We start from the raw sequence: 26375 nt of genomic DNA on the forward strand, positions 1-26375 counted from the left end.
ACTTCGGTGAGCGCTGCACGGGGGCGACGCTTTTCTTGTTGGAGTGGATGATGTGGGGTGGGGGCGGATAGATAAATTAGTAAGATTGTGGGTATAGACGTTAAAAAATGTAGGTCGATTGGACGCCGAAAAACCTGTGGGAGCTAGCCTGCTAGCGATAGCGGTTTGACAGTCCAAACTGATTTGGCTGACAGATCGCTATCGCTAGCAGGCTAGCTCCCACAGGGGTTTTTTGGGTGTTCAACAGCTTTGTTATTCAGTGATCGATAGCAGCATCCGTTGCAACATGGCGTCGCAGGCAGTGAGTTGTTCGAGGCTGACGAATTCGTCGGGTTTATGGCCCTGGTCCATGCTGCCGGGCCCGCAGACGACGGTGGGGATTCCAGCCGCGTCGAACAGGCCTCCTTCGGTGCCGAAGGCCACGGTGCCAAACTCGCGGGAGCCGCAGAACTTGGCGATCAACTCAGCCGCTTCGCTGTGCGCATCAGTCGCCAAACCGGGGTAGGCCGATAACTCACTGAAGCGGATCTCACTCTGTTCACTCACCGCACGCATGCGCGGTAAAACCTGCTGCTCGGCATAGGCTTTGAGCTCCTGCGCAACCTCACTCGGATCATGGGAAGGCAACGCGCGGATCTCGAAGTCGAAGCGGCAATCGGCGGGGACGATGTTCAAGGCTTTGCCACCGGAAATCACCCCGGTCTGCACGGTGCTGAACGGCGGATCAAACCGCGCATCGTGATGTTCGGGGGCTTTGAGGCGTTGACCGATCCGCCCCAGCTCACCGATCAGTTCAGCGGCGTATTCAATGGCGTTGACCCCAAGCGGCGCGTACGCCGAATGGCAAGCTTCGCCGTGAATATCACAACGCATCGCCAGTTTGCCTTTATGCCCGAGCACCGGTTTCAACTCGGTTGGTTCGCCAATGATGCACAGCATCGGTTTGACCGGACGCTGCTCCAGTTCCGCCAGCAACGAACGCACGCCGAGGCAACCGACTTCCTCATCGTAGGACAGCGCGATGTGCACTGGCAGCCGCAGCGTGGCTTTAACCAGAGACGGCACCAACGCCAGCACGCAAGCGATGTAGCCTTTCATATCCGCCGTACCACGCCCGTACAGCTTGCCGTCGCGCTCGGTGAGTTCGAACGGCGCAACCGTCCACGGCTGACCATCGACGGGCACCACGTCGGTGTGTCCCGACAGCACGATGCCCGGCCGGTCCGCCGGGCCGATGGTCGCAAACAGATTGGCTTTGCTGCGCTGCTCGTTGTAGATCAGCTCGCACGGCACATCGAAACCCGCGAGGTAATCGCGGACGAACTCAATGAGGTGCAGATTCGATTCGCGGCTGGTGGAGTCGAACGCCACCAGTGTTTGCAGCAAATCGCGGCGGGTACTCATCGGTCGTCTCCGGCGACGCCGTAGCCTGGGGATTTGTCGGGGGCGAGGGCGCGGTCGATGTAGTCCTGGACTTGTGGGCGATAGGCGTCCCAGAGTTTTTCCAACTGGCCGATCGGATTTTCGTCCGCCCAATCAACCCGCAGGTTGATGATCGACCAGGTGAGTTCGCCGACCACCACCATCGCCGCCGAATGCACCGGCCCGGCTTCGCCACCAGCGGCGATGGCCGCTTTCATGGCGGCGAGCAAGCGGTCGGCGAGTTGACCTTCGCCGTGTTCGAACGCTTCGACCATGGCCTCGATCACCGCCTGGTCCGCAAGCATGTTGCCGGCGGCGACGCATTGCTCGCCCGACACAGCGTTGTGGTTGCCGAGGGTTTGCGCGCCGCTGAAATGAGCGGTCTGGCCGAGGTGGTCAATCGCAGTGATCTGTCGGTATTGGCTGTAGCCGTTGCGGGTCAGGACTTTGTCCAGCGCCTCGGCAGGGGCAAGGCCTTGCTCCATGAGGGCGAGGACTTCCGGGCCTAATGACGGCAGGGTGATGTTTTGTGTGGAGACGGCGCCGACACCCGGCAGCAGCCACGGGCAACGGGCGCCGACGGCGATGCTGGAGGAACTGATCGCAATGCCAAACTGACCGGTTTCGGGGCAACGGGCGGCGATGGAGAAGGTCATGGGTTTTGCTCCTTGGGTTGCCTTGGAGGAAATGGGTGGTTGTGCTGGCGCCTTCGCGAGCAAGCCCGCTCCCACATTTGGATCGGTATTGCTCACAAATTGTATGTTCGCTAAAGATCCCCTGTGGGAGCGGGCTTGCTCGCGAAGGCCGCGACTCGGTGAACCTGCTTACTCAGGAATCACCGCAATCACATCAATCTCCATCAACCACTGCGGCTGCCCGAGTGCCGAAACCACCAGACCAGTGGAAATCGGAAACACACCTTTCAACCACTTCCCGACTTCCTGATACACCGGTTCGCGATACCGAGGGTCAATCAAATAAGTCGTGGTTTTGACGATGTGGCTGAGGTCGCTGCCAGCCTCTTCCAGCAGCTGCTTGACGTTGCGCATGGCTTGCTCGGTTTGCGCGCGCGGATCACCCAGACCCACCAGCCTGCCCTCGAAATCAGTCCCGACCTGGCCCCGAACATAAACCGTGTTACCGGCGCGGACTGCCTGGCACAGGTCGTTGTCCAGGCTCTGGTTCGGGTAGGTTTCCTTGGTGTTGAACATGCGAATACGGGTATGGGTTGGCGTGGACATATGAAGCTCCTGAAAAGAAAAAGGCTTAGGCACTGACCGTGGTTTTATGGGCGACCGGGGCCTGTTCTGCCTCCCGTTGCGCCGCGTCGTGGTAGTCGAGATACGAGCGCTGAATGGCGATGTGATCAGCCACGTACTTGGCGTCATGCCAGACACCCCAGATGAACGACGACCCGCGACGGGACTGCCACGGCAGGCCAAGGAAGTACACGCCAGCCTCGCTCGACACGCCGCGTTGATGCTGCGGCTTGCCGTTGTCGTCGAAGGCCGCCACCTTGAGCCAGCTGTAATCGGTGGCAAAACCGGTGGCCCAGATGATTGAGGTGACGCCGGCTTTGGTCAGGTCGAGTTCAAGAATCGGGTGGGTCACGCACTCCGGATCCGGGAACACGTGGCGCGCTTCTGGTTCTTCCGGCAGGTCCAGGCCGTTGCGTTCGATATAGGCGTCGGCGGCATTCAGCAGCGCCAGATAATTCTCGTCACCACGCGCCAGGTTGTCGGCCAGGTTCGGCTGGAACGTCGCCACGCCACCGTTGAACGATTGAGTCAAACCGACCAGCGTCATGCCCCGATGCGCCAAGCCACGGAAGTCCACCGTACGACCACCATGGGCGCCGCTGACCGCGATGGTCACGTGTTCGCGACCCGGTTTCATCGCCGCCTGATCCCATTCCCCCAGCACGCCCAGCCACCAGCAGAAATCACGGTTGCGATAAGCGCGAGGAGGGCGGTCGTGGGCGCCGACCGAGAGGTAAACCTTCTTGCCGGCACGCTGCAATTCATCGGCAATCTGCACGCCGGACGAACCCGCGCCGACCACCAGCACCGCACCTTCAGGCAGTTGCGCCGGGTTGCGGTAGTCGGCTGAGTGGACCTGCATGAACGGCTGATCTTTCGGCGCAATCGGCGGAATGACCGGACGCTGAAAAGGCCCGGTGGCGGCCACCACGCGGTTGGCCTCGATCACGCCTTCAGAGGTTTCAATGGTGAAGCCCGGGCGACCGACATTACGTTCGACTTTCAGCACGTCCACGCCGGTGCGAATCGGCGCGTTGAATTTTTTGGCGTAGGCTTCGAAGTAATCGGCGACGCGTTCTTTCGGGGCGAATTCGTCGGGACTGAGGTCGTCAAAATCAAGACCGGGGAAGCGGTCATGCCACGCCGGACCATTCGCCACCAGCGAATCCCAGCGCCCGGTGCGCCAGCGCTCGGCAATGCGGTTGCGCTCCAGCACCAGGTGCGGCACGCCGAGTTTGTTCAGGTGTTCACTCATGGCCACGCCAGCCTGACCGGCGCCAACAATCAGCGTATCTGTTTTTATTTTTTCAGTGGTCATCTCAATACCCTTCGAAGTTGGAGTGAGGTCGCGAACGACCTGCCATTTCTTGGGCTCAAGACTAGGGATGACCCTGGTATCGGTAAAATATTATTAAGCTGGCATTTGAGTATAAATAACTGAGGCAGAGCGCTATCTGGCGTTCCATCAAGGCGCGTGGATACGCCATAGTGGCGCTGCGGGTTAACATGGCGCCTTATCAAGGCAGCAGACAACCGGTTCGGTAACGTAATGGAGTGGGGCGAGATTGATCGAACGACGCCAATTTAGCGGAGGCATGAAGGGCAAGAACCTTCGCTATCTGAATGAACACCCCGATGGGACCCTGCAAGCGGTCCGCGCCGGATTCCTGCTGCTCGAGCATTTCTCGCTGCCCGCGTTCACCCAGGCGCTGGATACGGTGATCACGGCCAATCTGCTACGGCCTGACTCGTTCTCTTCCCGCACGTTCGGCTTGAATGAAGGCGAGGTCGTCAGCGATCTGGGCCTGGTCATTCGGCCCGATGCGCGGATCGATTGTGCCGCGATCAAGGCGCTGGACCTGCTGGTGATTTGCGGCGGCTACAGGACAGAACTCAAGGCCAGTGAAGGTTTGATCAGCCTGCTGCGCACAGCATCAGACCAAGGCGTCAGCCTCGCCGGATTGTGGAACGGTGCATGGTTCCTGGGGAAGGCCGGTTTGCTGGACGGTTACCGTTGTGCGATTCACCCTGAACATCGCCCGGCGCTGGCGGATTTCTGCAAGGCCACGCAGGTCAGCAGTGAGCCCTACATCATTGATCGCGACCGGCTGACGGCGTCCAGTCCATCCGGGGCCTTCCACATGGCGCTGGACTGGATCAAAGGGCTGTACGGCAAAGCGCTTGTCGAGGGGATCGAGGACATCCTGGCCTTCGAGGAGTCCCGTTACCGGCGCATCAAGCCGACTGAAAATGTCTGTGTGAGCGCGCCGTTGCGCGAGGTGGTGAAGTTGATGGATGCCAACCTCGAAGAACCTTTGGAGTTGGAGCAACTGGCGGTTTACGCCGGCCGCTCACGGCGACAACTCGAGCGCTTGTTCAAGGAACAGCTGGGCACCACGCCACAGCGGTATTACATGGAGCTGCGCATTACCGAAGCGCGGCGGCTGCTCCAGCATACGGAGCTGTCCCAGGTGGACGTGCTGGTGGCGTGTGGCTTTGTTTCGCCGAGCCATTTCAGCAAGTGCTACAGCTCGTATTTCGGTTACAGACCGTCCAAGGAAAAGCGACTCGTCAAATAAGAGTCGCTCGCCCTGAGAAGCCCAGACCGTTAATGCATCTTGCTATGGTCAGCCATGCCAAGTGCCCGAGCCTCGGCGTTCACTTGAATCGTCTCTTTCTCGCCCTTGGCGTTTTCCACGGTCAGGGTCAGGGGGACTTTGTCGCCTTCCTTCACCTGAGCCGCCAGGTCCATCAGCATCACATGGTAGCCGTGGGGGTCAAAACTCACCGGCTTGCCGGCCGGCAACTCGACGGACTCGACCTGACTCATGCTCATCACATCGTCTTTCATGCTTGATTGGTGAATTTGCACGATTTTCGCGACAGGCGATTGCACGCTGAGCAGCTTGCTGTCGCTGTCGGCTTGCAGGGTCATGAACGCGCCGGTGGAAGGCTGGCCGGCAACGGTTGCGCGGACCCAGGCGTCGTCCACTCGCGTTTGCGCCGATACCTGCCAGGCCATGCCGATCAGGGCGCAGCCCAGGACCAGTTGCTGGACGCGTCGCGAGAACGCGGTGTTTGCGTGGATCGAATTCATTAGCAGACTTCCATGACGGTGAGCAGGTCTTCTGCGCACTCTTTAGCCGTAAGGGACGCGGACAGCCCCAGGCGCAAGTTGCCCCGGGAGTCGAAGACGTAGCTGGTCGCGGTGTGGGAGAGGGTGTAGGTCGAACCGCTGGGGATCTTTTCGAAGAACACGCCGAACTCTTTGGCGGTGGCGGCGGTTTCTTCCAGCGTGCCGTGCAGCGCCTCGAAACTCGGGTCGAACGACTTGACGTAGGCGTCGAGCATTTGCGGGGTGTCGCGTTCGGGGTCGAGGGTGATGAAGATCACCTGCAACTTCTCGCCGTCGCGGCCCATCAGTTTCTTGGCTTGCGCCGCGCGGGCCAGCGTTGTCGGGCAGACCGCCGGGCATTGCGTGAAGCCGAAGAACACCATCGGCATCAGGCCGCGATAACTGGTGAGCATCTTCGTTTCGCCCTGGGCGTCTTTGAGCTTGAAGGTACGTCCCATGATCTTGTCGCTGAGGTCCTTGCCGTACTTGAACGACAGCTTGGGGCCGTCATCGCAACCGGCGAGCAGGCCAAGACTCAACAAGCCCATACCGCGCAGGACCGTGCGACGGGTAAACAACGTACTCATGGAAAAACATTCCTGTGTTGCGACGTGAAATCTGCAGCGCCTGATGAGTCAGACGAAAAAAACGCGTGGATATTAACAAACTGTGGCCGTACGTCGCGCATTGTTGGACGAGGGGTGGGTTTGGTACAGGTGCAGGAAGCGCAGAAAACTACGGATCAGCCCACTGACCTCCCAGCCATCACGCAATCCCGTGTAGCAGCTGCCGAGCAGCGCGAGGCTGCGTTCGGCTGCGCAGCAGTCGTAAAATCAGAGAACACGGTTTACCTGACACACCGCGCTGCCTGATTTTACGACTGCTGCGCAGCCGAACGCAGCCTCGCGCTGCTCGGCAGCTGCTACAGGGTATGCGGTGTGTTTGATGGCGGGTATTGGACACATTGCCGCGTGGACACATTCCAGATACAAAAGTGCGCTTTCATGGTCCCGTCCCCCATCACAATGAGAGCGTTGCCATGTTCAATAAACTGCAGCAAGCCGCCCGACTGCTCAGCCAGGGCGCGCGTTTGATGATCGGCGTCCCCGATTACGACAACTACGTCGCGCAGATGGCGCTCAAACACCCGGAAGAACCGGTGATGAGCCATTCGGCGTTTCTTCGCGAGCGTCAGGAAGCCCGTTACGGCGGCAAGCAATGCACCACGCGTTGCTGCTGAATGCCGCCGGAAATGCGCTGATCACCACAAACTCTTCGTCATTGCATAACGGCTGCTAAGCTTCGACGGTGCAGCGTCCGAGCCTTTGCGGGATCGGGCGTTGCGCGTGGCCATGGAGTACGACTTCAGTATCAATATCCACTTCAACAGAGGTGGCGAGCGATTGTCGGTAACCTGCACGGAGGCAGGCAATGGTGATCAAGCACGTAGGCCATTCGAGTGCCGAGGGTGTTCCCGAGCCACTCGACCGTGAAGAGATGGAAAGGGTGCTGGCGTTGTTGCTGGCCAGTCCGGTGTTTGCCAAGTCCAGGCGCATGGGCAGTTTGCTGCGGTTCCTGGTCGATCACGATCTGCAATTTTCCAACAGCCCGCTCACCGAGCATGCCATCGGCATTGCGGTGTTTCGCCGTGACCCGGCGGTTTACTGCACGGGTGATGATCCGGTGGTGCGCGTCCAGGTGGGCCGGTTGCGGCGCAAGCTCGCGACCCATTACGCCACCCTGGGGCAGCAGGACCCGGTCCGTCTGAGCATACCGGCCGGTTGTTATCGGCTGGCTTACCAGCGGCTCAGGCCCAAAAGCACCACAACTCGCCATCCGGTCCTGCAGATCCAGCCGTTTACCTGCATCACCCGCGACGGCGATGACTTCACCCGGGGCTTGTGCGAAGAGCTGAGTTGCCGGCTGTTCGAGTCGTTCGAGCAGACGCAAAGCAATGGTAACCATGTGTTGATGAAGGTGCCGCGAAGCAGCATTAAGGCACTGGACGTTGTGCGAGCCGGGCGCGGTAACTATTCCCTTGAAGGCAGCGTACGGGTGGAGCCGAGCCGTGTCCGGGCATCGGTGCGCCTGATTGATGTCGCTCAGGGGCGGATCCGCTGGTCCGAGCAATTCGATCGCAATCGACCTTACGGCATCGCGACCCAGGAAGACCTGGCGGAGTCCATCTGTCGGTCGTTGACGGGCTATTTCGCCCGGGGCGGCGGCGATGCTCCCTGAGTAGTAGGGGCAACCGCAAGGTTGCCCCTCGATGCGACGATTACACGGTTTTCCATGCACCGTCTTCGTAGAGGCGGGTTGCATCGTTAACGACGGTCAGGTCAATTTCGATGGCCTTGGACCGCGAAGTGCTGAACATGGTGCTGGTCTGCACGTTCTGTTCGAACCACACGAGAATGGTCTCGACCGGGGTCAGAACGGTATTGCCGGTGACCACCTGGTTCGTGGCGACGTAGATCGGGGTGCTGACCTGCTTGCCGTCGATGCCGACCGACAACTGGTTGATGCCAGGGTGGATCGGGCCGTATTCGTTATCCAGGGTGATGGAAATGTCAGGGCCGCCGGTCACAGCATTGCCCAGCAAGCCTTCCGGGCTGAGTATCGATTGTTGCCCCAGACCAATCGTGACGATGTTGGTCGAGACCTTCACCGTCACGTCAGCCTGAAAAGTATTGGACCCGAATAGCTGGTATTGCGGGGTCCAGCTGAAGCCGTTGTTGCTCAGGTACTTGTCATAGGACTGCCAGACCACGTTATAGGCTTCGTTACCGACTTTCTTGGCGAAGCACAGCTTGTAGCCTGACTGCTTGAGCAGGGTCAGGTCATCGGGTGCGATTTCGATCGTGACCGATTTTTGAGTGGCCGCCAGGGTCGACGTCAACACCTTGCTGTAGTCCGACGTTTTCAGGCTTGTTGGGGCGAGACTTTGGAACGAACTGAAGGCCTCTTGCACATTCTTGTGAAGTTGCAGAGCTTGATTGCTTACAGCGCTCGACTTGCTCATGGCTTTCCTCTTCCTTGGTTGTGTTAGGCAATCAATGGGCAGCGGGCAGCGAATCCGACAAGTGATCGGGCAGCACCCTCTAAACACATTGACGGCTTCACAGTAGGCGCTGGATTCAGGGCGGCGAAGTGTCTTGGCGTTACAGCGGGGAGGGCGGTTAAAGCGGCAACGTAACAGGCTGAGTAACCGGGTTGTATCAAGGGCTCTGTGAGGTGAAACAGCGGGGCGGCCGTTCGACCGCCCTACCGTGGCCTCATGCCGCCGGGCTACTCACCTTCGCGTCGGCCCAGACGAAGTTCCAGCTGGTCCGTTTGCCTTTGGCAATCTCGATCAGCTTGTTCTCATACACGGTGTGATTGACCGTGCCGGTGTAGGTCAGCTTCCGGGCCGCGTTGGTCCCGGTGACTTCCCCGGGCTTGCCGCCAGAGTCGGTCATGGCCTTTTTCATATCGGCTTCCGACGGGGCGCTGCTCTGGTTTTTTTCAACGGTTACGAAACTCATGGTGTCACCTCTTCCGTGATGGGGGGATCGGCGGACAGCAGGGTCGAGACGTTTTCGATCCTGCCAACACACCGAAGCCAATACTCTATTGGCCTGCCGGGCACCGCAGAAGTGACAACACGGGCGGTAAGGTAACAGCGCGGATACAGCGAAAAACGCGATGTAACGGCTACGTATCAGCCAGCGACATCACTTCGCTTTCCAGTGCCCACCGCCCGATTCGCAATCAATCTTCGATTGGTTCAAGTGTTCCGCGCCGTAGTAATACGTAGTGACCTGGGCGTTGTCGGGAATATTCAAGGACTTGCTGTTCTTGTCCTTGCTGGTGGAGTGAGGGTTGGCCAGGGATTCCTGTGTCAACGTCGCGATGCAGGCGGCCTGGTAATGATCGTCGCACTGTTCGACTTTTTTCTTGGTGCTGGTGAGCATTTCCTTGCTCTCGTTGCTGCATGACCAATCGATGGCATTCACCGGCATACCTTCGTATTCATAACAGGTATGGGACTCGACCACCGGAACCGAAGGGCTTTGGGACCGGGTCAGGACATCACAGCCTTCAGCGAATACCAGCGTGGGGCTCAGGCTGACGAGCAGAAACAGCAGTCTACGTTTCATCGGGATTTCCTCTCCAATGGCGCCGCTCGTGATCAAGGATCGGCGCTGATAGGGTTTCGAAAACACGGAGAGGCGCGGGGTTCAATTCGATTTGCGATCCCTGTAGCAGCTGCCGAGCAGCGCGAGGCTGCGTTCGGCTGCGCAGCAGTCGTAGAATCGGTAACCGCGGTGGTTCGGGAAAACCGCGTGTTCCGGTTTTACGACTGCTGCGCAGCCTCGCGCTGCTCGGCAGCTGCTACAGGGGGCGAGTTGTGGCTCTACTGCGCAATAAACTCGCGAATCGCCTTGATGGTCTGCGTCGGCGCTTCTTCCATCAGCCAGTGTCCCGCCCCTGGAATCACCACTTCCGTCACCGTGTCCGCCGCATTGCGCATCACGATTGCTTCGTTATTCCCAAAGGATTTTTCACCGCCGATGGCCAGCACCGGCATGGTCAGGCGGGTTTTCATCGACGCTTCGTTGTCCACCGCGTCCTGACGAATGCTGCGGAACTGAGCGAAGGCGGCGCGCATGGCGCCGGGACGGGCATAAAGCTTGGCGTAATGCTGGCGGGTCGCTTCATCGACCTTGGTCGGGTCGCCCGCGAACTCGTTCCAGAAGCGGTCGAGGTAGATGCGCTCACGACCGGCGACCAGGCGTTCGGCATCCGGTCCACCGAAGTCGAAGTGCCACAACATCGGTGAGCGAACGATGTCGTTCCACGGTGGAATGCCCGGCACGGGCGCGTCCATTACCACCAGGCGATCCGTCAGCTGCGGATAACGCGAAGCGTAAGCAAAGGCGACCATGGTGCCGATGTCGTGCCCAATGACCACCGCGTGCTCGATCTTCAACGCCGCCAGCACGCCACGGATGTCCCCCGCCTGGGTCTTCTTGTCGTAGCCGCTGTCCGGGATCGACGACAAGCCCATGCCGCGCAGGTCCGGCACCACGACGGTGTGGTCCTTGGCCAGGTCGGCAGCCAGTGGCGCCCACATGTCGCCGGTGTCGCCGAAGCCATGCAACATCACCACGGCGGGGCCCTTGCCACCGACGCGCACGTGGATCGTGGCGCCTTCGACCGGTATGTCCTGCACACGAAACCCGGCAGGAAAGGGCATGACTCCGGCATGGGCCGGAATGCTCAGTGCAAGCAAAAACGCGCTCAACAGGATACGGATCATCACGGTGCCCCCCTAACGCCCGGGGAAGGAACCCCGAAGCAATGTGGATGAGCGTAGACCGTTTGATTCGAAGCAGAAGTGCCCTCTCGCTCGCACGAGAGGGCAGGTGCCGGACTCAGGTGTGATGAATCTCCCGATCCTTGGTTTCCGGCATGAAGAATATGCCCAGAACGGCGGTCATCACGGCGATGACAATCGGGTACCAGAGGCCGTAGTAGATATCTCCCGTGGCCGCGACCATGGCGAACGCCACCGTCGGCAGGAAGCCGCCGAACCAGCCGTTGCCGATGTGGTAGGGCAGCGACATCGAGGTGTAGCGGATGCGCGCCGGGAACAGTTCCACCAGCCAGGCGGCGATCGGGCCGTAGACCATGGTCACGTAGATCACGAGGATGGTCAGGAGCAGCAACACCATGGGGTAATTGGTCTTGGCCGGATCGGCCTTCTCGGGATAACCGGCCTCTTTGAGCGAAGTTCCGAGGGAAGCGGTGAAGGCGTCGTTCTTGGCCTTGAAGTCGGCGGCCGGCATGCCGGTGCCCTCGAAGCTCTGAATCACCTTGTCGCCGATGCGCACTTGCGCGACGGTGCCTGGTTCGGCCTTCTCGTTCTTGTAGGGGATGGCCCGCTTCGCCAGCACGGTCTTGGCGAGGTCGCAGGAGCTGGTGAATTTGGCCTTGCCCACCGGGTCGAACTGGAACGAGCACTGGTCAGGATCGGCGATCACCGTGACCGGGTTCTTCTCCTGCGCGACGAACACATCGGGGTTACCGTATTGGGTCAGCGCATGGAAGATCGGGAAGTAGGTCAGCGCCGCGATAATGCAGCCGGCCATGATGATCCCTTTGCGGCCGATGCGGTCGGACAGGCTGCCGAAGATGACGAAGAACGGCGTGCCGATCAGCAGCGAGCCGGCGATCAGCAGGTTGGCGGTCTGCGGATCGATCTTCAGCGTTTGCAGGAGGAAGAACAGCGCATAAAACTGCCCGGTGTACCAGACGACCGCCTGGCCGGCCGTACCGCCGAGCAGGGCCATGATCACGATTTTCAGGTTGTCCCAACGGGCGAAGGATTCGGTCAGCGGCGCTTTGGAGGCCTTGCCCTCAGCCTTCATCTTCAGGAACACCGGCGACTCGCTCAGTTGCAAGCGGATGTACACCGAGACGATCAGCAGCAGGATCGACAGCAGGAACGGAATCCGCCAGCCCCAGGCCTCGAAGGCTTCGGTGCCGAGGATCGTCCGGCAAGCAAGGATCACCAGCAGCGAAAGGAACAGACCCAGGGTCGCCGTGGTTTGAATCCATGAGGTGAAATAACCGCGTTTACCTTTCGGCGCATGCTCTGCGACGTAGGTCGCCGCGCCGCCGTACTCGCCACCCAGCGCCAGGCCTTGCAACAGGCGCAAAGTGATCAGGATGATCGGCGCCGCCACGCCGATGGTCGCATAGCCGGGCAGAAAGCCCACGATGGCGGTGGAGATACCCATGATCACAATGGTGATGAGGAAGGTGTGCTTGCGCCCGATCATGTCGCCCAGTCGGCCGAACACGATCGCGCCGAAGGGCCGCACCGCAAAGCCAGCGGCGAACGCGAGCAGCGCGAAGATAAAGGACGTTGTTTCATTGACCCCGGCGAAGAAGTGCTTGGCGATGATCGCGGCCAGGGAGCCATAAAGGTAAAAGTCGTACCACTCGAACACGGTGCCCAGGGACGAGGCGAAAATGACCTTGCGCTCCTCCTTGGTGATGCCGTGGTGGGGCGCACTGCCCGTCGAAGTGTTGTCGATTGCGGCCATGAGTCTTCTCCGTCGTTCTTGTTATAGGCCGGAGTACCCCATTACCTCTTTGCCGCACCCAGGCCCTTGGGCTGATGTCGTCAGATTACGGATTGCGCGAAGCATGCACACAGGTTGACGGCCTCGCATCGCTGCAAGGTTTCCTGAAGCATAATCGGCTTCTTGCAGATATCCACTCGCCATCACTTTCAACCGCTGGATCAGGCTTACACAGGCCGCAGGGCTCACTTCGCAACCATTCGTTTAATCAATAATCACCATCAAGGAAGGCAAGTTCCGTTTTTCTGTCATGAGAGGAGGATAGCGTCATACCAAAGTCGCCTCTGAAGGAACCTGCGCGATGAGAATCTCTACCTTGCTGGCCCTTGTCGCTGTATTGACCGGTGGTGTTGCAGCCACCGCACCGGCCCACGCGGCTGACCCGTCCTGCCATTTCCTGCCGATGGCCGACAGCCCCGCCAGCTTGCAGCACACGCAATCGGTGGGCGTGCTCTACAGCGAAAACACCCTCAATACGATCGAATACCTTGAGCAGTACCATTCTGTCGCGCTGAACGGCGCGAAGAATCCTGCGCTGGATTCGCGCATCAGCAACGCCTTCGTCAACAGCTCCGATCCGAAACGGGCAATCAACTGGCTGATGGGATCGCTGCATAAACAATTCGCGTCGGTGACCGTGTACGACAATCTCGACGCCGTGATGCAAGCCCATCCCGATGTGGTGGTGATGCTGGACACCTACAGCCGTCTGGTGTCCAAGCGCAACAACCAGGTCGAGGCGCGTTTCCTGGCCAAGTTCTACGACTCGAACTTGCAATACATTGGCCAGGCGGAAGGTTCACGTGAACAGCAGATGCCTTCGGTCTGGGTGCATGGCAAAGCGGCGCCGGAAATTGCTGCGCAGATTGACCGGCAAAACGTGGTGCAGGTGAATGCGTTGAAGCGGTTTGATGCTTCGTTGAAGGCGCTGGTGACAACTGGCAACGGGGCGCAAGTCGCCAGCAACTGATGCACAATCAGGGTGACGGAATTATTTGAGCGCCACGCTCAGCAGGTGGCGCACGACCTCGGCCTCCACAGCGCCTTCGTTACCATTTTCACTAAACACCGCGCAACTCGCCGTGCTGCCGCCATCAACGAAGCGGTAGACCGCAACGACGCTGCCCGGTCCGGCTCCGGTGTGACCACTCAAGGTGAAGCCACCCTCCACGGTGCCCCGCATCAAACCAAGGCCGTAACCTGGAGCAATCCAGGGACGTCCGGTTATCGGTCCGCCCAATGTGCGGGCCGTTTGCATCTCCCGCAGCAGTGGTTGCGGCAACAGATCTCCACCCAACAACCGGTCCAGACACAGGGCTGCGTCAGCAAGCGGACCGAACAGCAATCCGTGATAGACCCAGCCCGGGTTGTAAGCTGAAGGCGCTCCCATGTTCACGTCCTCCAGATCGGCCTGCGTCGTTGCAAGGTGCACGCGCGATAAACCGAGGGGCGAAAACACGCGTTGCATCAGCGCGTTTTCAAGCGCGAGGCCGGTCACGCGCTCAATCAGTCTGGCGACGAACAGATAGCCCACGTTCGAGTATCGCCAACCGTCTCCCGGTGCATAGCGCAACCGGGTTGCATCAAGCCGTTGCAGCATTTCATCGGCTGACCAAGGCGTCTCATGGCGGGCAACGGCGGTGTGGTAGTCGGTGAGCTCACTGTAATCCGCCAGTCCTGCTTCATGCCGTAACAGTTGACGCAACGTGAACGGACCGTCAGGTACCGCATCATCCAGACCGATCAATCCATCACGCACCAGCGACAGCGCCGCGGCGGCGAGTACCGTCTTGGTAAAACTCCACCAAGGCACCGTTACGTCGGGCTGCTCAGGTGGGAGAAGTGAACCGTTTGAGACGAGGGCGAAATGCATTGGGGGAATGCTCTGGATGGAAGCGCCGGGGGAGTTTGCCAGAAAACAAAACCGCGATTGTGTTTGTGCAACGCTTTGGCTAAAGTCGCACAAACACGCAATATCAGGCATAAACATGCAAGATCAGCACGCAACCTCCGAGCTTCCATCCGTCCGCCGGCAGAAAATCCTCCTGATCCTCGAACGCGACGGCAAGGTCATGGCCTCGGAATTGAGCCAGCACTTCGCCGTTTCAGAAGACACCATTCGCCGAGATCTGTCGGAGTTGCACAACGCCGGTCTGGTGCAACGCGTGCACGGTGGCGCGCTGCCTCGTCCCAAGGACACGGGCAAGGATTTCCTCACTCGGGTGGGTGAAACCGACGAGGTGAAAGTGCACCTCGCTCAACTCGCCGCGCGACACGTCCGGGACGGTCAGATCGTGATGTTCGATTCGGGAAGCACCACGCTGCAGATAGCCCGGTCCTTGCCTTCGAGTATTTCCATCACGGCCATCACCACATCGCCGTTGACCGCGATTACCCTCGCGGAATATCCAGGCATCAAGGTGATTCTGGCAGGTGGGCAACTTAACCTGGCGACGATGTCGGTCAGCGGTCACGAAACCGTGCGCTTGCTGCAGGGCATCAAGGCTGACGTGCTGTTTACCGGGGTTTGTGCGATTCATCCGGAGGTCGGCATCAGCTCGCTGCATTTTGATGAGGTGCCCGTGAAGCAGGCGCTGTTTGACAGCGCCTCTCAAGTGATCGCCGTCACCACGGCGGACAAACTGGGTGCGGTGGAACCGTACATCGTCGTGCCGTGCTCACGTTTGCACACCCTGATTACCGAGCGTCACGTGGCGTCGGGCGACATCGACGACTATCGCAAGCTGGGAATCGAAGTGGTGCAAGCACACGCCTGAGCGATCAGCCATGCCCCAGCGCTATCGCAAACGACACCACGATCAAGCACGCAAACGCAAAATTGATGTTCATGAAGCTTTCGCCCGAATTATCAGAGGTGGCGCCATCCTGAACTCGCCGCTGAAAAATAAAAAATTCGGCTTCATGATTTAAAAGATCGAAGCAATTGATAGCTGCGTCGCCCACACCCACCAACACCCAAAAGATCGCAGCCTCGTTCCACTCGACAGCTGCTGCAAGCAACCACAAACAACCGGTGTAGCAGCTGTCGAGTGGAACGAGGCTGCGATCTTTTGACCTTAAACCAGGTATTTATTGAACCAGGCTACCGTCCTGTCCCACGCAAGCTTCGCCGCCGCCTCATCGTAGCGAGGCGTGGAGTCGTTATGAAAACCGTGATTGCAGCCTGCATAGATGTAGGCCTCGTAGGTTTTGCCCGACGCTTTCAACGCTTTCTCATACGCCGGCCAGCCTTCATTGATGCCCTTGTCCAGTTCACCGTAATGCAGCAGCAACGGCGCCTTGATTTTCGGCACATCCTCAGGCTTAGGCTGACGGCCATAAAAGGGCACCGCCGCCGCCAGTTCCGGGTAGGCCACCGCCGCCGCATTGGAAACGCCGCCGCCATAACAGAACCCGGTGATGCCGACTTTCCCGGTGGTCTTGTCGTTTTTCATCAACCAGTCAATGGCGGCGAAAAAGTCATTCATCAGCTTTTCCGGATCGACAGTCGCTTGTAACTCTTTGCCTTTTTCATCGTTGCCGGGATAGCCACCGACTGAACTCAGACCGTCGGGAGCGAGGGCGATAAACCCTGCCTTGGCGACGCGCCGGGCGACGTCCTCGATGTAAGGATTGAGCCCGCGGTTTTCATGCACCACCAGCACCGCCGGCACCTTGCCGGTGGCTTTGGCCGGGCGCACCAGATAACCGCGGACATTGCCATGACCCTTGGGCGATGGATAGGAAATGTACTCGGGGAGGATGTCCGGGTCGGTGAATTCAACCTGCTCGGCGAGCGCGTAATTCGGGCTCAGGGCGGCGAGGAGGGCGCTGGCCGTCAGACCGCCCAACGTGAACAACGCCGCTCGATCAAGAAACTCGCGCCGGTTGATCTTGCCGTGGGCGTAGTAGTCGTAGAGCTCAAGCAGTTCCGGGGCGAAGTCTTTGGCGGTGAGACGGTCCATGGGGGCGCTTCCCGTTGGTTCAGGATTTGAATCAGTAAAGCAGTGTTTGGCGCACTGACTCAGTTTTCGAGGCACGACGCCAGGAAACCCATCACCGCCTGCACTGACGGGGTGTGCCGGATATCGCTGTGGACCACCAGCCACACTTCACGCGTAAGGCCCGCGCCCACGGTCTCCATCGCCTGCAAACCATAGTGCTCGCCAAGGAAATACGGCAATGCCGCAACGCCGGCGCCCGCCTGGGCAATGGTCGCCTGGATATTCAAATCATTGCTGCGCAGCAGGATCGGCCGGTCGCCCGCTTGTTGCTTGAGCCAAACCTGTTGCGGGGTTTGCTCCATGGTCTGGTCGTAGGCGATGAAGGCCAGATCTTCCGGGGCCGTTTCGGACAAATATTGCGCCGAGCCATACAGGTGGAACTGCACCGTCGCGACTTTGCGTGCCACCAGATCCGGCTCTTTGGGCCGGCTCAGGCGCACGGCAATATCGGCTTCGCGTCGCGACAACGAAGCGCTGTCCAGACTGCCAATCAACTGCAACGACAACTGCGGATGCCGGGTGCGCAACGCGTTTATTCGCGGCGCGATCAACGCGCAGGCAAGGGCGGGCGGGGCACTGACGGTGACTTCGCCGGTAAAGCTTTCCTGCCCGGCCAGTGCCGTGCGCTGTACCGCGAAAGACTCGCTTTCCATGCGCCGCCCCAGCTGCGCAATGCGTTCGCCGTCCTCTGTGATGACATAGGAACGAGGGCGCCGGTCCACCAGTTTGAGGTTCAGCGAGCTCTCCAGCGCACTGATGCGCCGCGCCACGGTCGCGTGGTCGACCTTGAGCTTGCGCGCCGCCGCGGACAACGACTGCTCGTGGGCGAAGACGATGAAGTAGCGCAAATCCTCCCAATCGAACATGGGCGTTTTCTCACATGAAGGGTGAATAAATGGGGAATTTTTCCCCGCTGCCAAGCCTGCAAGAATCCTGCAACACCTGACAAGCAGGTCTGAAGCATTCCGCGGTTTGCGGCGTGTTCATCGCACGACTTGACGAGGAAACAGCCATGTCAAAATCATCGCCACTCGCGTATGCCGGCATCGTCGGTGCCACGTTTTTCTGGGGCACCAACTTCAATGCCGGTGCCTACATCATCAAGAGCATGGCACCGATCAGCGCGTCCATTGAGCGCTTCGCCATTTCCACCCTGTTGCTCGTGCTGATTTTCGGCCTGGCGGGCAAATTGCGCCTCAGCACACTGAAAAACAATCTTGCGGCGTTTATCGGTCTGGGCCTGTTGGGCTTTACCGCGTTCAACCTCGCGACCTTCTTCGGCCTGCAAACCACCACGCCGATCAACGGCGCGCTGATCCTGGCGACCACACCGCTGTGGACCATGATCTTCGCGGTGCTGCTGGAAGGCGAACGCATCGATCGCGGCCGTGCTATCGGGTTGGTCCTGGGTTTGCTGGGTGTCGGCCTGGTGATCACGCGCGGGGACATCCAGGTTTTGCTCGGGCTGAAAGTGGCGACCGGCGACGCGATCATTCTGGCCGGAAGCGTCGCCTGGGCAGCCAACATGGTCGGCACCCGGCGCTTCGTCAAAGACTCGACACCGCTGGAAACCACCACGTTTTCCATGTTGTTCGGGGTCATTGGCCTGATAGTACTGGGCTTCATCTATGAGAACCCGATCGCCGCGATAAGCACCGCTTCGCTGTCGGTTCATGGCGCCGTTGTCTACCTGGCGGTCTGCGGTTCGTTGATTGCCTACTTGCTTTGGTTCAGAGGCATTCATGCCATCGGCGCGGCGCGCACTTCGATCTTCTTTAACCTGGCACCTGTGTTCACCATGTTGGTGTCTTCGGTACTCGGTGTACTGCCCAATGTGTGGCAGTTGCTGGGGGCGGGGGGCGTGATTCTTGGGGTGGTGTTTGCTTCGGGGTTGGTGTTTGGGGCGGGTGAAGCCTCGGCGGTAAAGGTACGCGGGGGGCTGGTGAATAAAACCGCCCGATAGGTGACCGCGATCAACCTGACGACTGCTTCGCAGCCGAACGCAGCCTCACGCTGCTCGGCAGCTGCGACCGACAAATCGATCTGATCCGTATTTTCCTTCGCCATCTGCCTCTGTAATGCACCCTGCCCGCAGCTCACAATGACAGCACGGTCCGCAGTCGCGCAGTCACTGCACCGTAAACTTCATAATGTAGGAGGCCCTATGGGCAAGATGGCAATTTTCCTCGGTGGATTTCTGGTGTTAACCATTTTGATTGGCGCCTTGGCCACGATCTCTCCCGCTTAGTCCCTTCTTCCCGTCAGCACAAAGCAAAACGCCTCCACAGTGGGAGGCGTTGCCGGTTTGTGTTCAGCAATCACTCTGCGCGCCAACGCCGCGCCTGCACGATCAGCGCCGGTGCGAAATGCAGCACAATCATCCGCACCAGGTGATGCGTCAGGATAAACACCACGTTCAGCCCGCCACCAAACGCGACGATGGCGATGGTTTCGATGGCGCCCGGCATGTACGCCAGCCACAGCGACAAAGGATTGCTGCCCAGAATCCGCCCAGCCACGCCGGCAAACGCTGCGGCGATCACCAGCATCAGGCCGACGGCGATCAGCCCGGCGCGGCCATGGCGGACAAGCTCGGCGAAGGAGATGTCCTTGAATTTCGAGCCAATCAGCACGCCGATGAGGACGGAGGCGGAATCGACGCTCCACTGCGGCAGGTGGAATGCCTGGAGGTAGCCCAGCTTGATGTAGGCGCCGGTGAGCACGATGGCGGTGAGCATGAACGGTGCCGGCACGCCGACGCTCAACAGCACGCGGCCGAGCAACAGGCACAAGGCGATCAGCGACAGCAGGGTCACGGCCGTGCTGAGGTCCAGCGGGCTGCTCTGCGCAAGCGCCACGTCGACATGCCCGGGAATGCAAAAACTGACCAGCAAGGTGATCGATAACAGTCGGATCAGATGCACAACGATCACTTTGCCGGACGCACGTTCTGACTCGATCAAGTCGAAAACGGCGGCGAGTGCGCCCGGGTACACCGATAACATCGAGTCTTTGAGGTTCCAGCCCGAGACCCTGAACAACCAGAAACCCGCCACCGAGCTCTGGACCGCCAGGCACAACAACATGAAACCGAGGCTGGGCAACATGGCCGCCACGGTGTGGTTGTCCCAGGAGGTGAACATCAGACCGGTCGCGATCCCCAGCACGATTTGCACGTAGCCAAGGCCGAAGGGCAGGGTGGGGGAGAAGCGCAGGTTGCTGGCGATCAACGCGCTCGCGAGTATCGAGCCCAACAACAGGCCGTGGGGGATTCCGGCGTATTGCAACACAGTGCCGACGCCGGTGGCGATCAGCAAACACACTAGGGTTTTCATGAGTCTTCCTTGATTCGTGTCGTACGCCAATGCTTCCGTTTGGGCCGTGCACGTTTTCCCACTGAATGACGTGAGGCGTCAAGTACGCGCGTCTCAACGCTATAAAACGCGTTCTGTGTCGTGTTGGCCCGAGACTCAAACGATTCGGGCCACGAGAGCCGATGTTAAAAATACTGCGTCGCCCGGCGGTGTAGGTGTCCAGACCTGATCACTAATAAAAAACGTCAGCCGACGTTTGCCGGGCCCTCACGGCTGACGTTGGTTGTTTTCAGTACGACGCTGAACACACTGCTCTAATACGGCGCTGTCGAGGGCCCAGTGCAATGATTGCTCACTCGGAAGCAAGCGCGACGTTCTCCTCTGCGTGTTGAGTATCAGCTGCCGACTGGCGACCCACCTTGAACCATGCGGCGTACAACGCCGGGACGAAGAAAATCGTCAGCAGCGTCGCCACAGTGAGGCCGCCCATGATCGCAATTGCCATCGGCCCCCAAAATACACTGCGCGTCAGCGGAACCATTGCGAGTACGGTGGCCAGCGCCGTCAGCATCACCGGGCGTGCTCGGTGAATAGCGGCATCCAGCACAGCGTTCCAAGGGTCGCGCCCTTCGGCGATCTCGATTTGTACTTGATCGATCAGGATCACTGCGTTGCGCATGATCATGCCACCCAGTGCGATGATGCCCAGGATCGCGACGAAGCCCAGCGGCGACTGGAACACCAGCAGCGCGGGCACCACACCGATCAGGCCCAGCGGTGCGGTCAGCACGACCATCCACATGCGGGAGAAGTTCTGCAGTTGCAGCATGAGCAACAGCAGGATGGTGATCAGCATCAGTGGGGCCACCGCGAGTAGCGCCTTGTTGGCCTTGTCACTTTCCTCAACCGCTCCGCCCACGTCGATGCGGTAGCCCGACGGCAGCTTCGCTTCGACGTCCTTAAGCAACGGCTCGATCTCCTGCGTCACCGATACACCTTGCTCGCCATCTATCACGTCAGCACGCACCGTGATCGCCATATCGCGGTTGCGGCGCCACAGTACCGGCTCTTCCAGTTCAGAACGCACCTGTGCGACTTGCGACAGTGGCACAACCGTGCCCTGGCGCGTGTAGAGGTTGATGTCTTTCAGTGTGTCGAGGTTCAAGCGTTCCTCTGGTACGGCACGGGCGACGATGTCGATCAGGTCCTCGTGCTCACGCAACTGCGACAGGGTTGCGCCGTTCATCACGGTCTGGGTCGCCAGCGACACGTCGGCCGGCGTGAGGCCCAGCGCACTCGCCTTGTCCTGATCAAGCTCGACCTTCAGCGTGCGCACCGGGTCGTTCCAGTCGAGCTGGAGGTCGCGCACCTTCGGGTTGGACGCAACCACTTTTTCCACCTCACGAGCAATCTGCCGCACCTTCTGGGTATCAGGCCCTACGACGCGGAACTGCACCGGGTAGCCGACAGGTGGCCCCAACTCGAGCCGGGTCACGCGTACCCATGCCTGTGGAAATTGTTGGTCAGCCGAGGCCACCAGCCGCGCACGTACTCGCTCGCGTGCGTCCAGGTCTTTGGTCATCACAACGAACTGGGCAAAACCCGGATTGGGCAGCTCGGGGTTGAGCGAGAGATAAAAGCGCGGGGCGCCAGCGCCGGTGTAGGCGGTATAGAAACGCACGTCCTCGTCCTTCGCCAGGATCTCCTCCATGTGCTTGACCTGCTCGGTCGTTGCGGCGAACGAGGAGCCTTCCTTGACGCGCAGGTCTATCACCAGTTCAGGACGCGAACTGTTGGGGAAGAATTGCTGCGGCACCAGCTTGATACAGGCCAGAGCAAGTACCAGAGCAGCAACCGTCGCACCGATGACCACCCAGCGACGCTCGATGGCGGTGTCGATCAGGCGGCGCAGGCTGCGGTAGAACTTGGTGTCGTGCGGATCACCGTGCTGGTGCGTGCCCAAGTCGTTGGGCAGCATCTTCACCGCCAGGTACGGCGTGAAAATACCGGAACAGATCCACGAGAACAGCACCGCGGCGCCAACGATCCAGAAAATGCCACCCGCGTATTCGCCGGTGGTGGACTTCGAGAGGCCGATCGGCAGGAAGCCTACGACCGTGATGAGTGCACCGGTCAGGCGCGGCATGGCGGTGGACTGATAGGAGAAGGCGGCCGCCTTCACGCGATCCATGCCGGTTTCCATCTTCGCCACCATCATCTCGATGGCGATGATGGCGTCATCCACCAGCAGACCCAAGGCGATAATCAATGAGCCGAGCGAGATGCGCTCGAGGTTCCAGCCCATCGCCAGCATCACCAGCGCCACGCCGCCCAGCACCAGCGGCACCGTGGCCGCGACCACGAGGCCGGCGCGCCAACCCAGGCTGGCCAGACTGACCGCGATCACGATGATCAGCGCCTCGGCCAGCGCGCGCCCGAAGTCCAGGATTGCGTCCTTCACCGTGGTGGGCTGGTCGGCCACGAGTTCCAGTTCCACGCCATGCGGGAGCTCCGACTGGATTTTGGCGACGGCCGTGTCCATCTCTTTGCCAAGGTCCACGATGTTGCCGTCGCTGGTCATCGTGATGCCGAGCATCAGCACGGGCTGGCCGTTGTGGCGGACCGTGTAGGTGGGCGGATCTTCGAATCCACGTGTAACGGTCGCAATGTCGCCGAGCTTGATCAGCCGGCCGCCCGCAGAGATGGGCACGTTGCGGATGGCCTCTTCGCTGGCGAACTGGCCGCTCACGCGCACCATGACGCGGTCGCCATGGGTGTCGATCTGGCCTGCGGGAAACATGGCGTTCTGGCTTTTGAGGCTGTCGGCGATGGTCAGCGGGGTAATGCCCAGCGCGGCCAGGCGTTCGTGAGAGAACTCGACGTAGATACGCTTGGCCTGTTTGCCGATCAGATCGATCTTCTTGACCATCGGCACCTGCAGCATCTGGCGCTTGATGTTCTCGGCCGCGTCCGTCAGGTCGGCGTGGCCGACGCCGTCGCCCTTGATGGCATACATCAGGCCATACACGTCGCCGTACTCGTCGTTCAGGATCGGGCCGATCACGCCGTCAGGCATCTCGAGGCTCAGGTCGTTGAGTTTCTTGCGCGCCTGGTACCAGGCCTCGTGCTGGTCAGCCTTGGAGACGCCGCCGCGCACGGTGAGCGTCATGCCCGCGTAGCCTTGTCGCGCGTAAGTGACCACCTTCTCGAAGTTGTCGATCTGCTCGAATTTCTTCTCCATGCGGTTTAGGACCTGGTCCTGCAACTGCTGGGCAGTGGCGCCCGGCCAGATGACCATGGCGGTCATGGACGGCACGGAAAAGTTCGGATCCTCGAGTTGACCGAGCCGGGTGAAGCTGAAGGCGCCAGCCACCGCGACAATGAGGAGCATGAACAGAACGATGGCGCGATGGCGCAGCGCCCAGTCGGTGAGGTTGAAGTTGTTCATCGGGCGGCCTGCTGTGTGGTGTTCGCGTCAACAATCGCTGCGCCGGGAAGCGCGACCTTCAGGCCGGACGTCATCTTCTGGACGCCTGCAGTGATGACCAAAACGCCAGCCTGCGGCCCGGAGACGAGCACCTCGTCGTTGCGGTAACCCCAAACTGCCACTCGCTCCAGTTCGACGGTGCCTACCGGATCCTTGCCTGTGGGCGTGACCACCCACAGTGCCGGCTGACCGCCGTTTTGCGTCAGTGCCGTGGCGGGTACTGACGCCACAGAAACGTTGGTCATGACACGCTCGGCCATCACCGTAGCGGTGGCGCCCAGCGGCAGCGCCTGCACCGGCTTGAGCCGTGCGCGATAGGTGCGCGTCTGAGCTGCAGCCTGCGGCGATAGCTCGCGTAGAGTGACATCGAAGAGTTCGCTCGGCGCACTGGCCAGCGACGCCTTGAAACGCGCGTCCTTGAAGACGGCCAACTGATCCTCGGGTACGTCGATGACGATTTCGGATTCATCCGGATTCGCAATCGAGACTACCGGTTGACCCTCCGGCACGACCTGCCCGGCCTCAAAGCGCACAGCCGTGACAACGCCGCTACGCGAGGCGCGCAATACGGTGTACTTAAGCCGGTTGCGCGCCAATTCGAGCTTTCGTGCCTCGGCTTCGGCAGTCGCATGCGTGGTTTGGGCATTGGTCTGCGCGCGCTCGGCGTCTGCCGCACTGACCGAGCCGTCAGCCTTCAGGGCGGTCAGGCGCTGGCGGTCCGAGTCGGCCTGACGCGTCTGCTCGACGGCAACCGTCCACTGTTGTCGCGACGCTTCCTCGGCGAGGCGGTAGTCGCTGTCATCCAGCACAGCCAGTACGTCGCCTTCGCGCACAAACTGGCCTACCTCGACCTTGCGCTGGGCGATCTTGCCACCCACGCGGAAGGCCTGGTCTACTTCGTGCCGCGATTGCACGGTACCCACGTAGCGATTGATGTCGCGAGCATTGTCGTAGCTGATTTCAGCGGTGCGCACCGGTCGGGGTGCCTGCACGGCAGGCTGGTCCGGGCTGCACGCGCAAAGCATGACGGCTACGGCCAGGGCGCCGGCCGCAGTAAGGGAGGTTTTCAAGGCGGTTCCTCTTTGTAAAACGAAAATTCTCAGGAAAGTGGTGGCCGGTCGGCTGCGGTGGGCGTGGCGGGTTGTTCGAACACTTGCCAACCTCCGCCCAGTGCCTTGTAGAGCTGCACGCTATCGATCAGCAGGCGGGTGTTGCTTTCATTGGAGTTCAGGCGTGCCGCCAGGCGCGCCCGCTGTGAATCCAGCAGTGGCAACAGGTCGATCTGCCCGCGGTTATAGAGCGATTGGGCGCGGTTCTGCGCAGCCTCGGCGGACGCGGCGGCCAATTGCAGCGACCCGGCGCGGCGCCGCTCCTGCGCCAGCGTGACAAGGGCGTTCTCCACATCCTCGAGTGCCCGTACGATGCCGTCTTCGGCGCGCAGCAGCGCCTCTTTTTGAGCGCTCTCGGCAGCATCGTTGATGGCTTGCGTGCGCCCGGCGTTGAAGAGCGGCATCGCCAGCAGGCCCGCCACATTGGTGAAGCGTGCAACGCCGAGATCGGCGCCGTTCAGGCTCAAGCCCTGGCGGCCGAAGGAGGCATCGAGGAACAGTCGCGGAAACCACTCGGCCGCTGCCTGCTTGCGGCGCGCATTGGCTGCATCGAGTTGCGCCATCAGCGCCAGTACGTCAGGTCGGCGTTGCAGCAGCTCGGCGGGCTGGCCCGGTTTGGCCTCGGGCACCACTGTCACGTCGCTGATCGAAGTCTGGATGTTCGCGGTATTGAAGGACTGGTCGGCAATCAGCACCGCGATACGATGGCGCGACACAGCCACCTGCGTTTCCAGCGGCGGAATCTGCGCCCGCGCCGACAAGGCATCGGTCTGCGCGCGTTCGACGTCGAAGGCGGATGCCAGCCCCGCCTGCTGGCGCGCCACGACCAGACGCAGCGTCTCGTCCTGCATCGCCGAGATGGCACGCAGCGTCGAGACCTGGCGTTGCGCGCCGACCAGTGTGAAGTAGTTGCTGACGACATCGCTCATCACCATCAGGCGTACGCCGCGCATGCTGTGCTCCGTGGCCAGCGCATCGGCGTCGGCCGCCGCTGCGCCGGCGCGCAGACGGCCGCTCAGGTCGAGCTCCCACGAGACGTCCAGGCCCGCACTGGTGGTCTTGGTATCCGGATAACCCTGTTTCGTGGCCGAGTTGTAGCCGCTACTGCGATCGCTGCCGGAGGCGGATGCGCCGACACTCGGGAACAGCCATGAACGGCTGACCGTTTCACCGGCACGCGCGGCTTGCAGGCGCTCGGCGGCAATCTTGACGTCGCGATTCTCGCGCGCAGCCCGGCGCACCAGCTCCGTCAGCACCGGGTCGTGGTAAACTTCCCACCATGCCGCCTCGGGTTCCATTTCGGAGGCCGTGCTCGTGGAGAAGTTGTTCGGCAGTTCTACCGAGGGCGTGAGCACCTCCGTGGAGCAACCGGTCAAGACCAGGGCAACAGACGCGGCGAGCGCTGCGCCCATGACGATGCTGACCACGCGTTCGGCATATTGCAGGGGCGTCTGCCCGTTGCGGGTCAATAGATGGAAAGTTGGAAGTCGCGGCATCGGATAGGGACTCGTGAAGATTCGAGGTGGCATCAG

25 protein-coding genes are annotated in these 26375 nt (G+C 60.5%); 6 read left to right on the forward strand and 19 right to left on the reverse strand.

Annotated elements, in window-relative coordinates:
* Window positions 1-252 precede the first annotated feature (252 nt).
* From argE to ACA072_RS11735, 4 genes are all read right to left on the reverse strand, one after another.
* The gene (gene argE / locus ACA072_RS11720; RefSeq protein WP_497624437.1) at window positions 253-1404 is read right to left on the reverse strand and encodes an acetylornithine deacetylase; all 1152 of its coding nucleotides are present in this window, start codon (window positions 1402-1404) and stop codon (window positions 253-255) included.
* Window positions 1401-2078, reverse strand: coding sequence for a DUF1028 domain-containing protein (locus tag ACA072_RS11725; RefSeq protein ID WP_497624438.1), 678 nt, complete (start codon window positions 2076-2078; stop codon window positions 1401-1403). Before ACA072_RS11725 ends, argE begins: the two co-directional genes overlap by 4 nt.
* Before the next feature lie 168 nt (window positions 2079-2246).
* The gene (locus tag ACA072_RS11730) at window positions 2247-2663 is read right to left on the reverse strand and encodes a RidA family protein (RefSeq protein ID WP_008038953.1); all 417 of its coding nucleotides are present in this window, start codon (window positions 2661-2663) and stop codon (window positions 2247-2249) included.
* Window positions 2664-2688: 25 nt separating this feature from the next.
* Complete coding sequence (locus ACA072_RS11735) at window positions 2689-3999, reverse strand: flavin-containing monooxygenase (protein WP_497624439.1); 1311 nt, start codon at window positions 3997-3999, stop codon at window positions 2689-2691.
* A 277-nt stretch (window positions 4000-4276) separates the two neighbouring features.
* On the opposite strand from ACA072_RS11735, the gene ACA072_RS11740 reads away from it, so the two are divergent.
* The gene (locus ACA072_RS11740; RefSeq protein WP_497624440.1) at window positions 4277-5260 is read left to right on the forward strand and encodes a GlxA family transcriptional regulator; all 984 of its coding nucleotides are present in this window, start codon (window positions 4277-4279) and stop codon (window positions 5258-5260) included.
* Between the two features lie 29 nt (window positions 5261-5289).
* On the opposite strand, the gene ACA072_RS11745 is transcribed toward ACA072_RS11740, so the two are convergent.
* A complete protein-coding gene (locus tag ACA072_RS11745) occupies window positions 5290-5778 on the reverse strand; it encodes a copper chaperone PCu(A)C (protein WP_497624441.1) in 489 nt (162 codons plus the stop codon).
* Window positions 5778-6383 carry an SCO family protein gene (locus ACA072_RS11750; RefSeq protein ID WP_462026770.1) on the reverse strand — a complete coding sequence of 202 codons (606 nt, stop codon included), beginning with the start codon at window positions 6381-6383 and terminating at the stop codon, window positions 5778-5780. The genes ACA072_RS11745 and ACA072_RS11750 overlap by 1 nt, the downstream gene beginning before the upstream one ends.
* 452 nt (window positions 6384-6835) lie before the next feature.
* Here ACA072_RS11750 and ACA072_RS11755 point away from each other — a divergent pair, with 452 nt between their 5' ends.
* Window positions 6836-7036, forward strand: a complete 201-nt coding sequence (locus ACA072_RS11755; protein ID WP_497624442.1) for a YbdD/YjiX family protein — start codon at window positions 6836-6838, stop codon at window positions 7034-7036.
* Window positions 7037-7227: 191 nt separating this feature from the next.
* On the forward strand, window positions 7228-8034 hold the full coding sequence (locus tag ACA072_RS11760; protein WP_497624443.1) for a hypothetical protein: 807 nt from the start codon (window positions 7228-7230) through the stop codon (window positions 8032-8034).
* A 40-nt stretch (window positions 8035-8074) separates the two neighbouring features.
* Here the strand turns inward: ACA072_RS11760 and ACA072_RS11765 are convergent, their stop codons facing one another.
* The 5 genes from ACA072_RS11765 to ACA072_RS11785 all read right to left on the reverse strand — a co-directional run bounded on the left by ACA072_RS11765 (window position 8075) and on the right by ACA072_RS11785 (window position 12890).
* Window positions 8075-8818: a hypothetical protein gene (locus ACA072_RS11765; RefSeq protein ID WP_497624444.1), complete on the reverse strand. Its 744-nt coding sequence runs from the start codon at window positions 8816-8818 to the stop codon at window positions 8075-8077.
* A 253-nt stretch (window positions 8819-9071) separates the two neighbouring features.
* Window positions 9072-9320: a hypothetical protein gene (locus tag ACA072_RS11770; protein WP_109629727.1), complete on the reverse strand. Its 249-nt coding sequence runs from the start codon at window positions 9318-9320 to the stop codon at window positions 9072-9074.
* Window positions 9321-9509: 189 nt separating this feature from the next.
* Complete coding sequence (locus tag ACA072_RS11775; RefSeq protein WP_497624445.1) at window positions 9510-9935, reverse strand: hypothetical protein; 426 nt, start codon at window positions 9933-9935, stop codon at window positions 9510-9512.
* A gap of 257 nt (window positions 9936-10192) precedes the next feature.
* Window positions 10193-11098, reverse strand: coding sequence for an alpha/beta fold hydrolase (locus ACA072_RS11780; protein ID WP_497624446.1), 906 nt, complete (start codon window positions 11096-11098; stop codon window positions 10193-10195).
* Window positions 11099-11213: 115 nt separating this feature from the next.
* Window positions 11214-12890, reverse strand: coding sequence for an MFS transporter (locus ACA072_RS11785; protein WP_497624447.1), 1677 nt, complete (start codon window positions 12888-12890; stop codon window positions 11214-11216).
* Window positions 12891-13230: 340 nt separating this feature from the next.
* On the opposite strand from ACA072_RS11785, the gene ACA072_RS11790 reads away from it, so the two are divergent.
* Window positions 13231-13899: an ATPase gene (locus tag ACA072_RS11790; RefSeq protein WP_497624448.1), complete on the forward strand. Its 669-nt coding sequence runs from the start codon at window positions 13231-13233 to the stop codon at window positions 13897-13899.
* A 21-nt stretch (window positions 13900-13920) separates the two neighbouring features.
* Here the strand turns inward: ACA072_RS11790 and ACA072_RS11795 are convergent, their stop codons facing one another.
* Window positions 13921-14802, reverse strand: coding sequence for a serine hydrolase domain-containing protein (locus ACA072_RS11795; protein ID WP_497624968.1), 882 nt, complete (start codon window positions 14800-14802; stop codon window positions 13921-13923).
* 115 nt (window positions 14803-14917) lie between these two features.
* On the opposite strand from ACA072_RS11795, the gene ACA072_RS11800 reads away from it, so the two are divergent.
* Entirely contained in the window at window positions 14918-15706 is a 789-nt protein-coding gene (locus ACA072_RS11800; protein ID WP_497624449.1) for a DeoR/GlpR family DNA-binding transcription regulator, read from the forward strand.
* A gap of 4 nt (window positions 15707-15710) precedes the next feature.
* On the opposite strand, the gene ACA072_RS11805 is transcribed toward ACA072_RS11800, so the two are convergent.
* The 3 genes from ACA072_RS11805 to ACA072_RS11815 are packed head-to-tail and all read right to left on the reverse strand — an operon-like array spanning window position 15711 to window position 17799.
* Window positions 15711-15950, reverse strand: coding sequence for a hypothetical protein (locus tag ACA072_RS11805; protein WP_497624450.1), 240 nt, complete (start codon window positions 15948-15950; stop codon window positions 15711-15713).
* 56 nt (window positions 15951-16006) lie between these two features.
* Window positions 16007-16894, reverse strand: a complete 888-nt coding sequence (gene yghX / locus ACA072_RS11810; protein WP_497624451.1) for a YghX family hydrolase — start codon at window positions 16892-16894, stop codon at window positions 16007-16009.
* A 59-nt stretch (window positions 16895-16953) separates the two neighbouring features.
* Complete coding sequence (locus tag ACA072_RS11815) at window positions 16954-17799, reverse strand: LysR family transcriptional regulator (RefSeq protein WP_497624452.1); 846 nt, start codon at window positions 17797-17799, stop codon at window positions 16954-16956.
* 146 nt (window positions 17800-17945) lie between these two features.
* On the opposite strand from ACA072_RS11815, the gene ACA072_RS11820 reads away from it, so the two are divergent.
* Window positions 17946-18896: a DMT family transporter gene (locus ACA072_RS11820; RefSeq protein WP_497624453.1), complete on the forward strand. Its 951-nt coding sequence runs from the start codon at window positions 17946-17948 to the stop codon at window positions 18894-18896.
* Window positions 18897-19251: 355 nt separating this feature from the next.
* Here the strand turns inward: ACA072_RS11820 and ACA072_RS11825 are convergent, their stop codons facing one another.
* The 4 genes from ACA072_RS11825 to ACA072_RS11840 form a co-directional block, all read right to left on the reverse strand.
* The gene (locus ACA072_RS11825) at window positions 19252-20268 is read right to left on the reverse strand and encodes an AbrB family transcriptional regulator (RefSeq protein ID WP_497624454.1); all 1017 of its coding nucleotides are present in this window, start codon (window positions 20266-20268) and stop codon (window positions 19252-19254) included.
* Window positions 20269-20599: 331 nt separating this feature from the next.
* Window positions 20600-23695 (reverse strand): efflux RND transporter permease subunit, encoded by a 3096-nt coding sequence (locus tag ACA072_RS11830; protein WP_497624455.1) that lies wholly within the window; start codon window positions 23693-23695, stop codon window positions 20600-20602.
* Entirely contained in the window at window positions 23692-24804 is a 1113-nt protein-coding gene (locus tag ACA072_RS11835) for an efflux RND transporter periplasmic adaptor subunit (protein ID WP_497624456.1), read from the reverse strand. Before ACA072_RS11835 ends, ACA072_RS11830 begins: the two co-directional genes overlap by 4 nt.
* Before the next feature lie 29 nt (window positions 24805-24833).
* Entirely contained in the window at window positions 24834-26339 is a 1506-nt protein-coding gene (locus ACA072_RS11840; protein ID WP_497624457.1) for an efflux transporter outer membrane subunit, read from the reverse strand.
* Between the last annotated feature and the right edge of the window lie 36 nt (window positions 26340-26375).

This window comes from Pseudomonas sp. LBUM1656 (assembly GCF_059716065.1).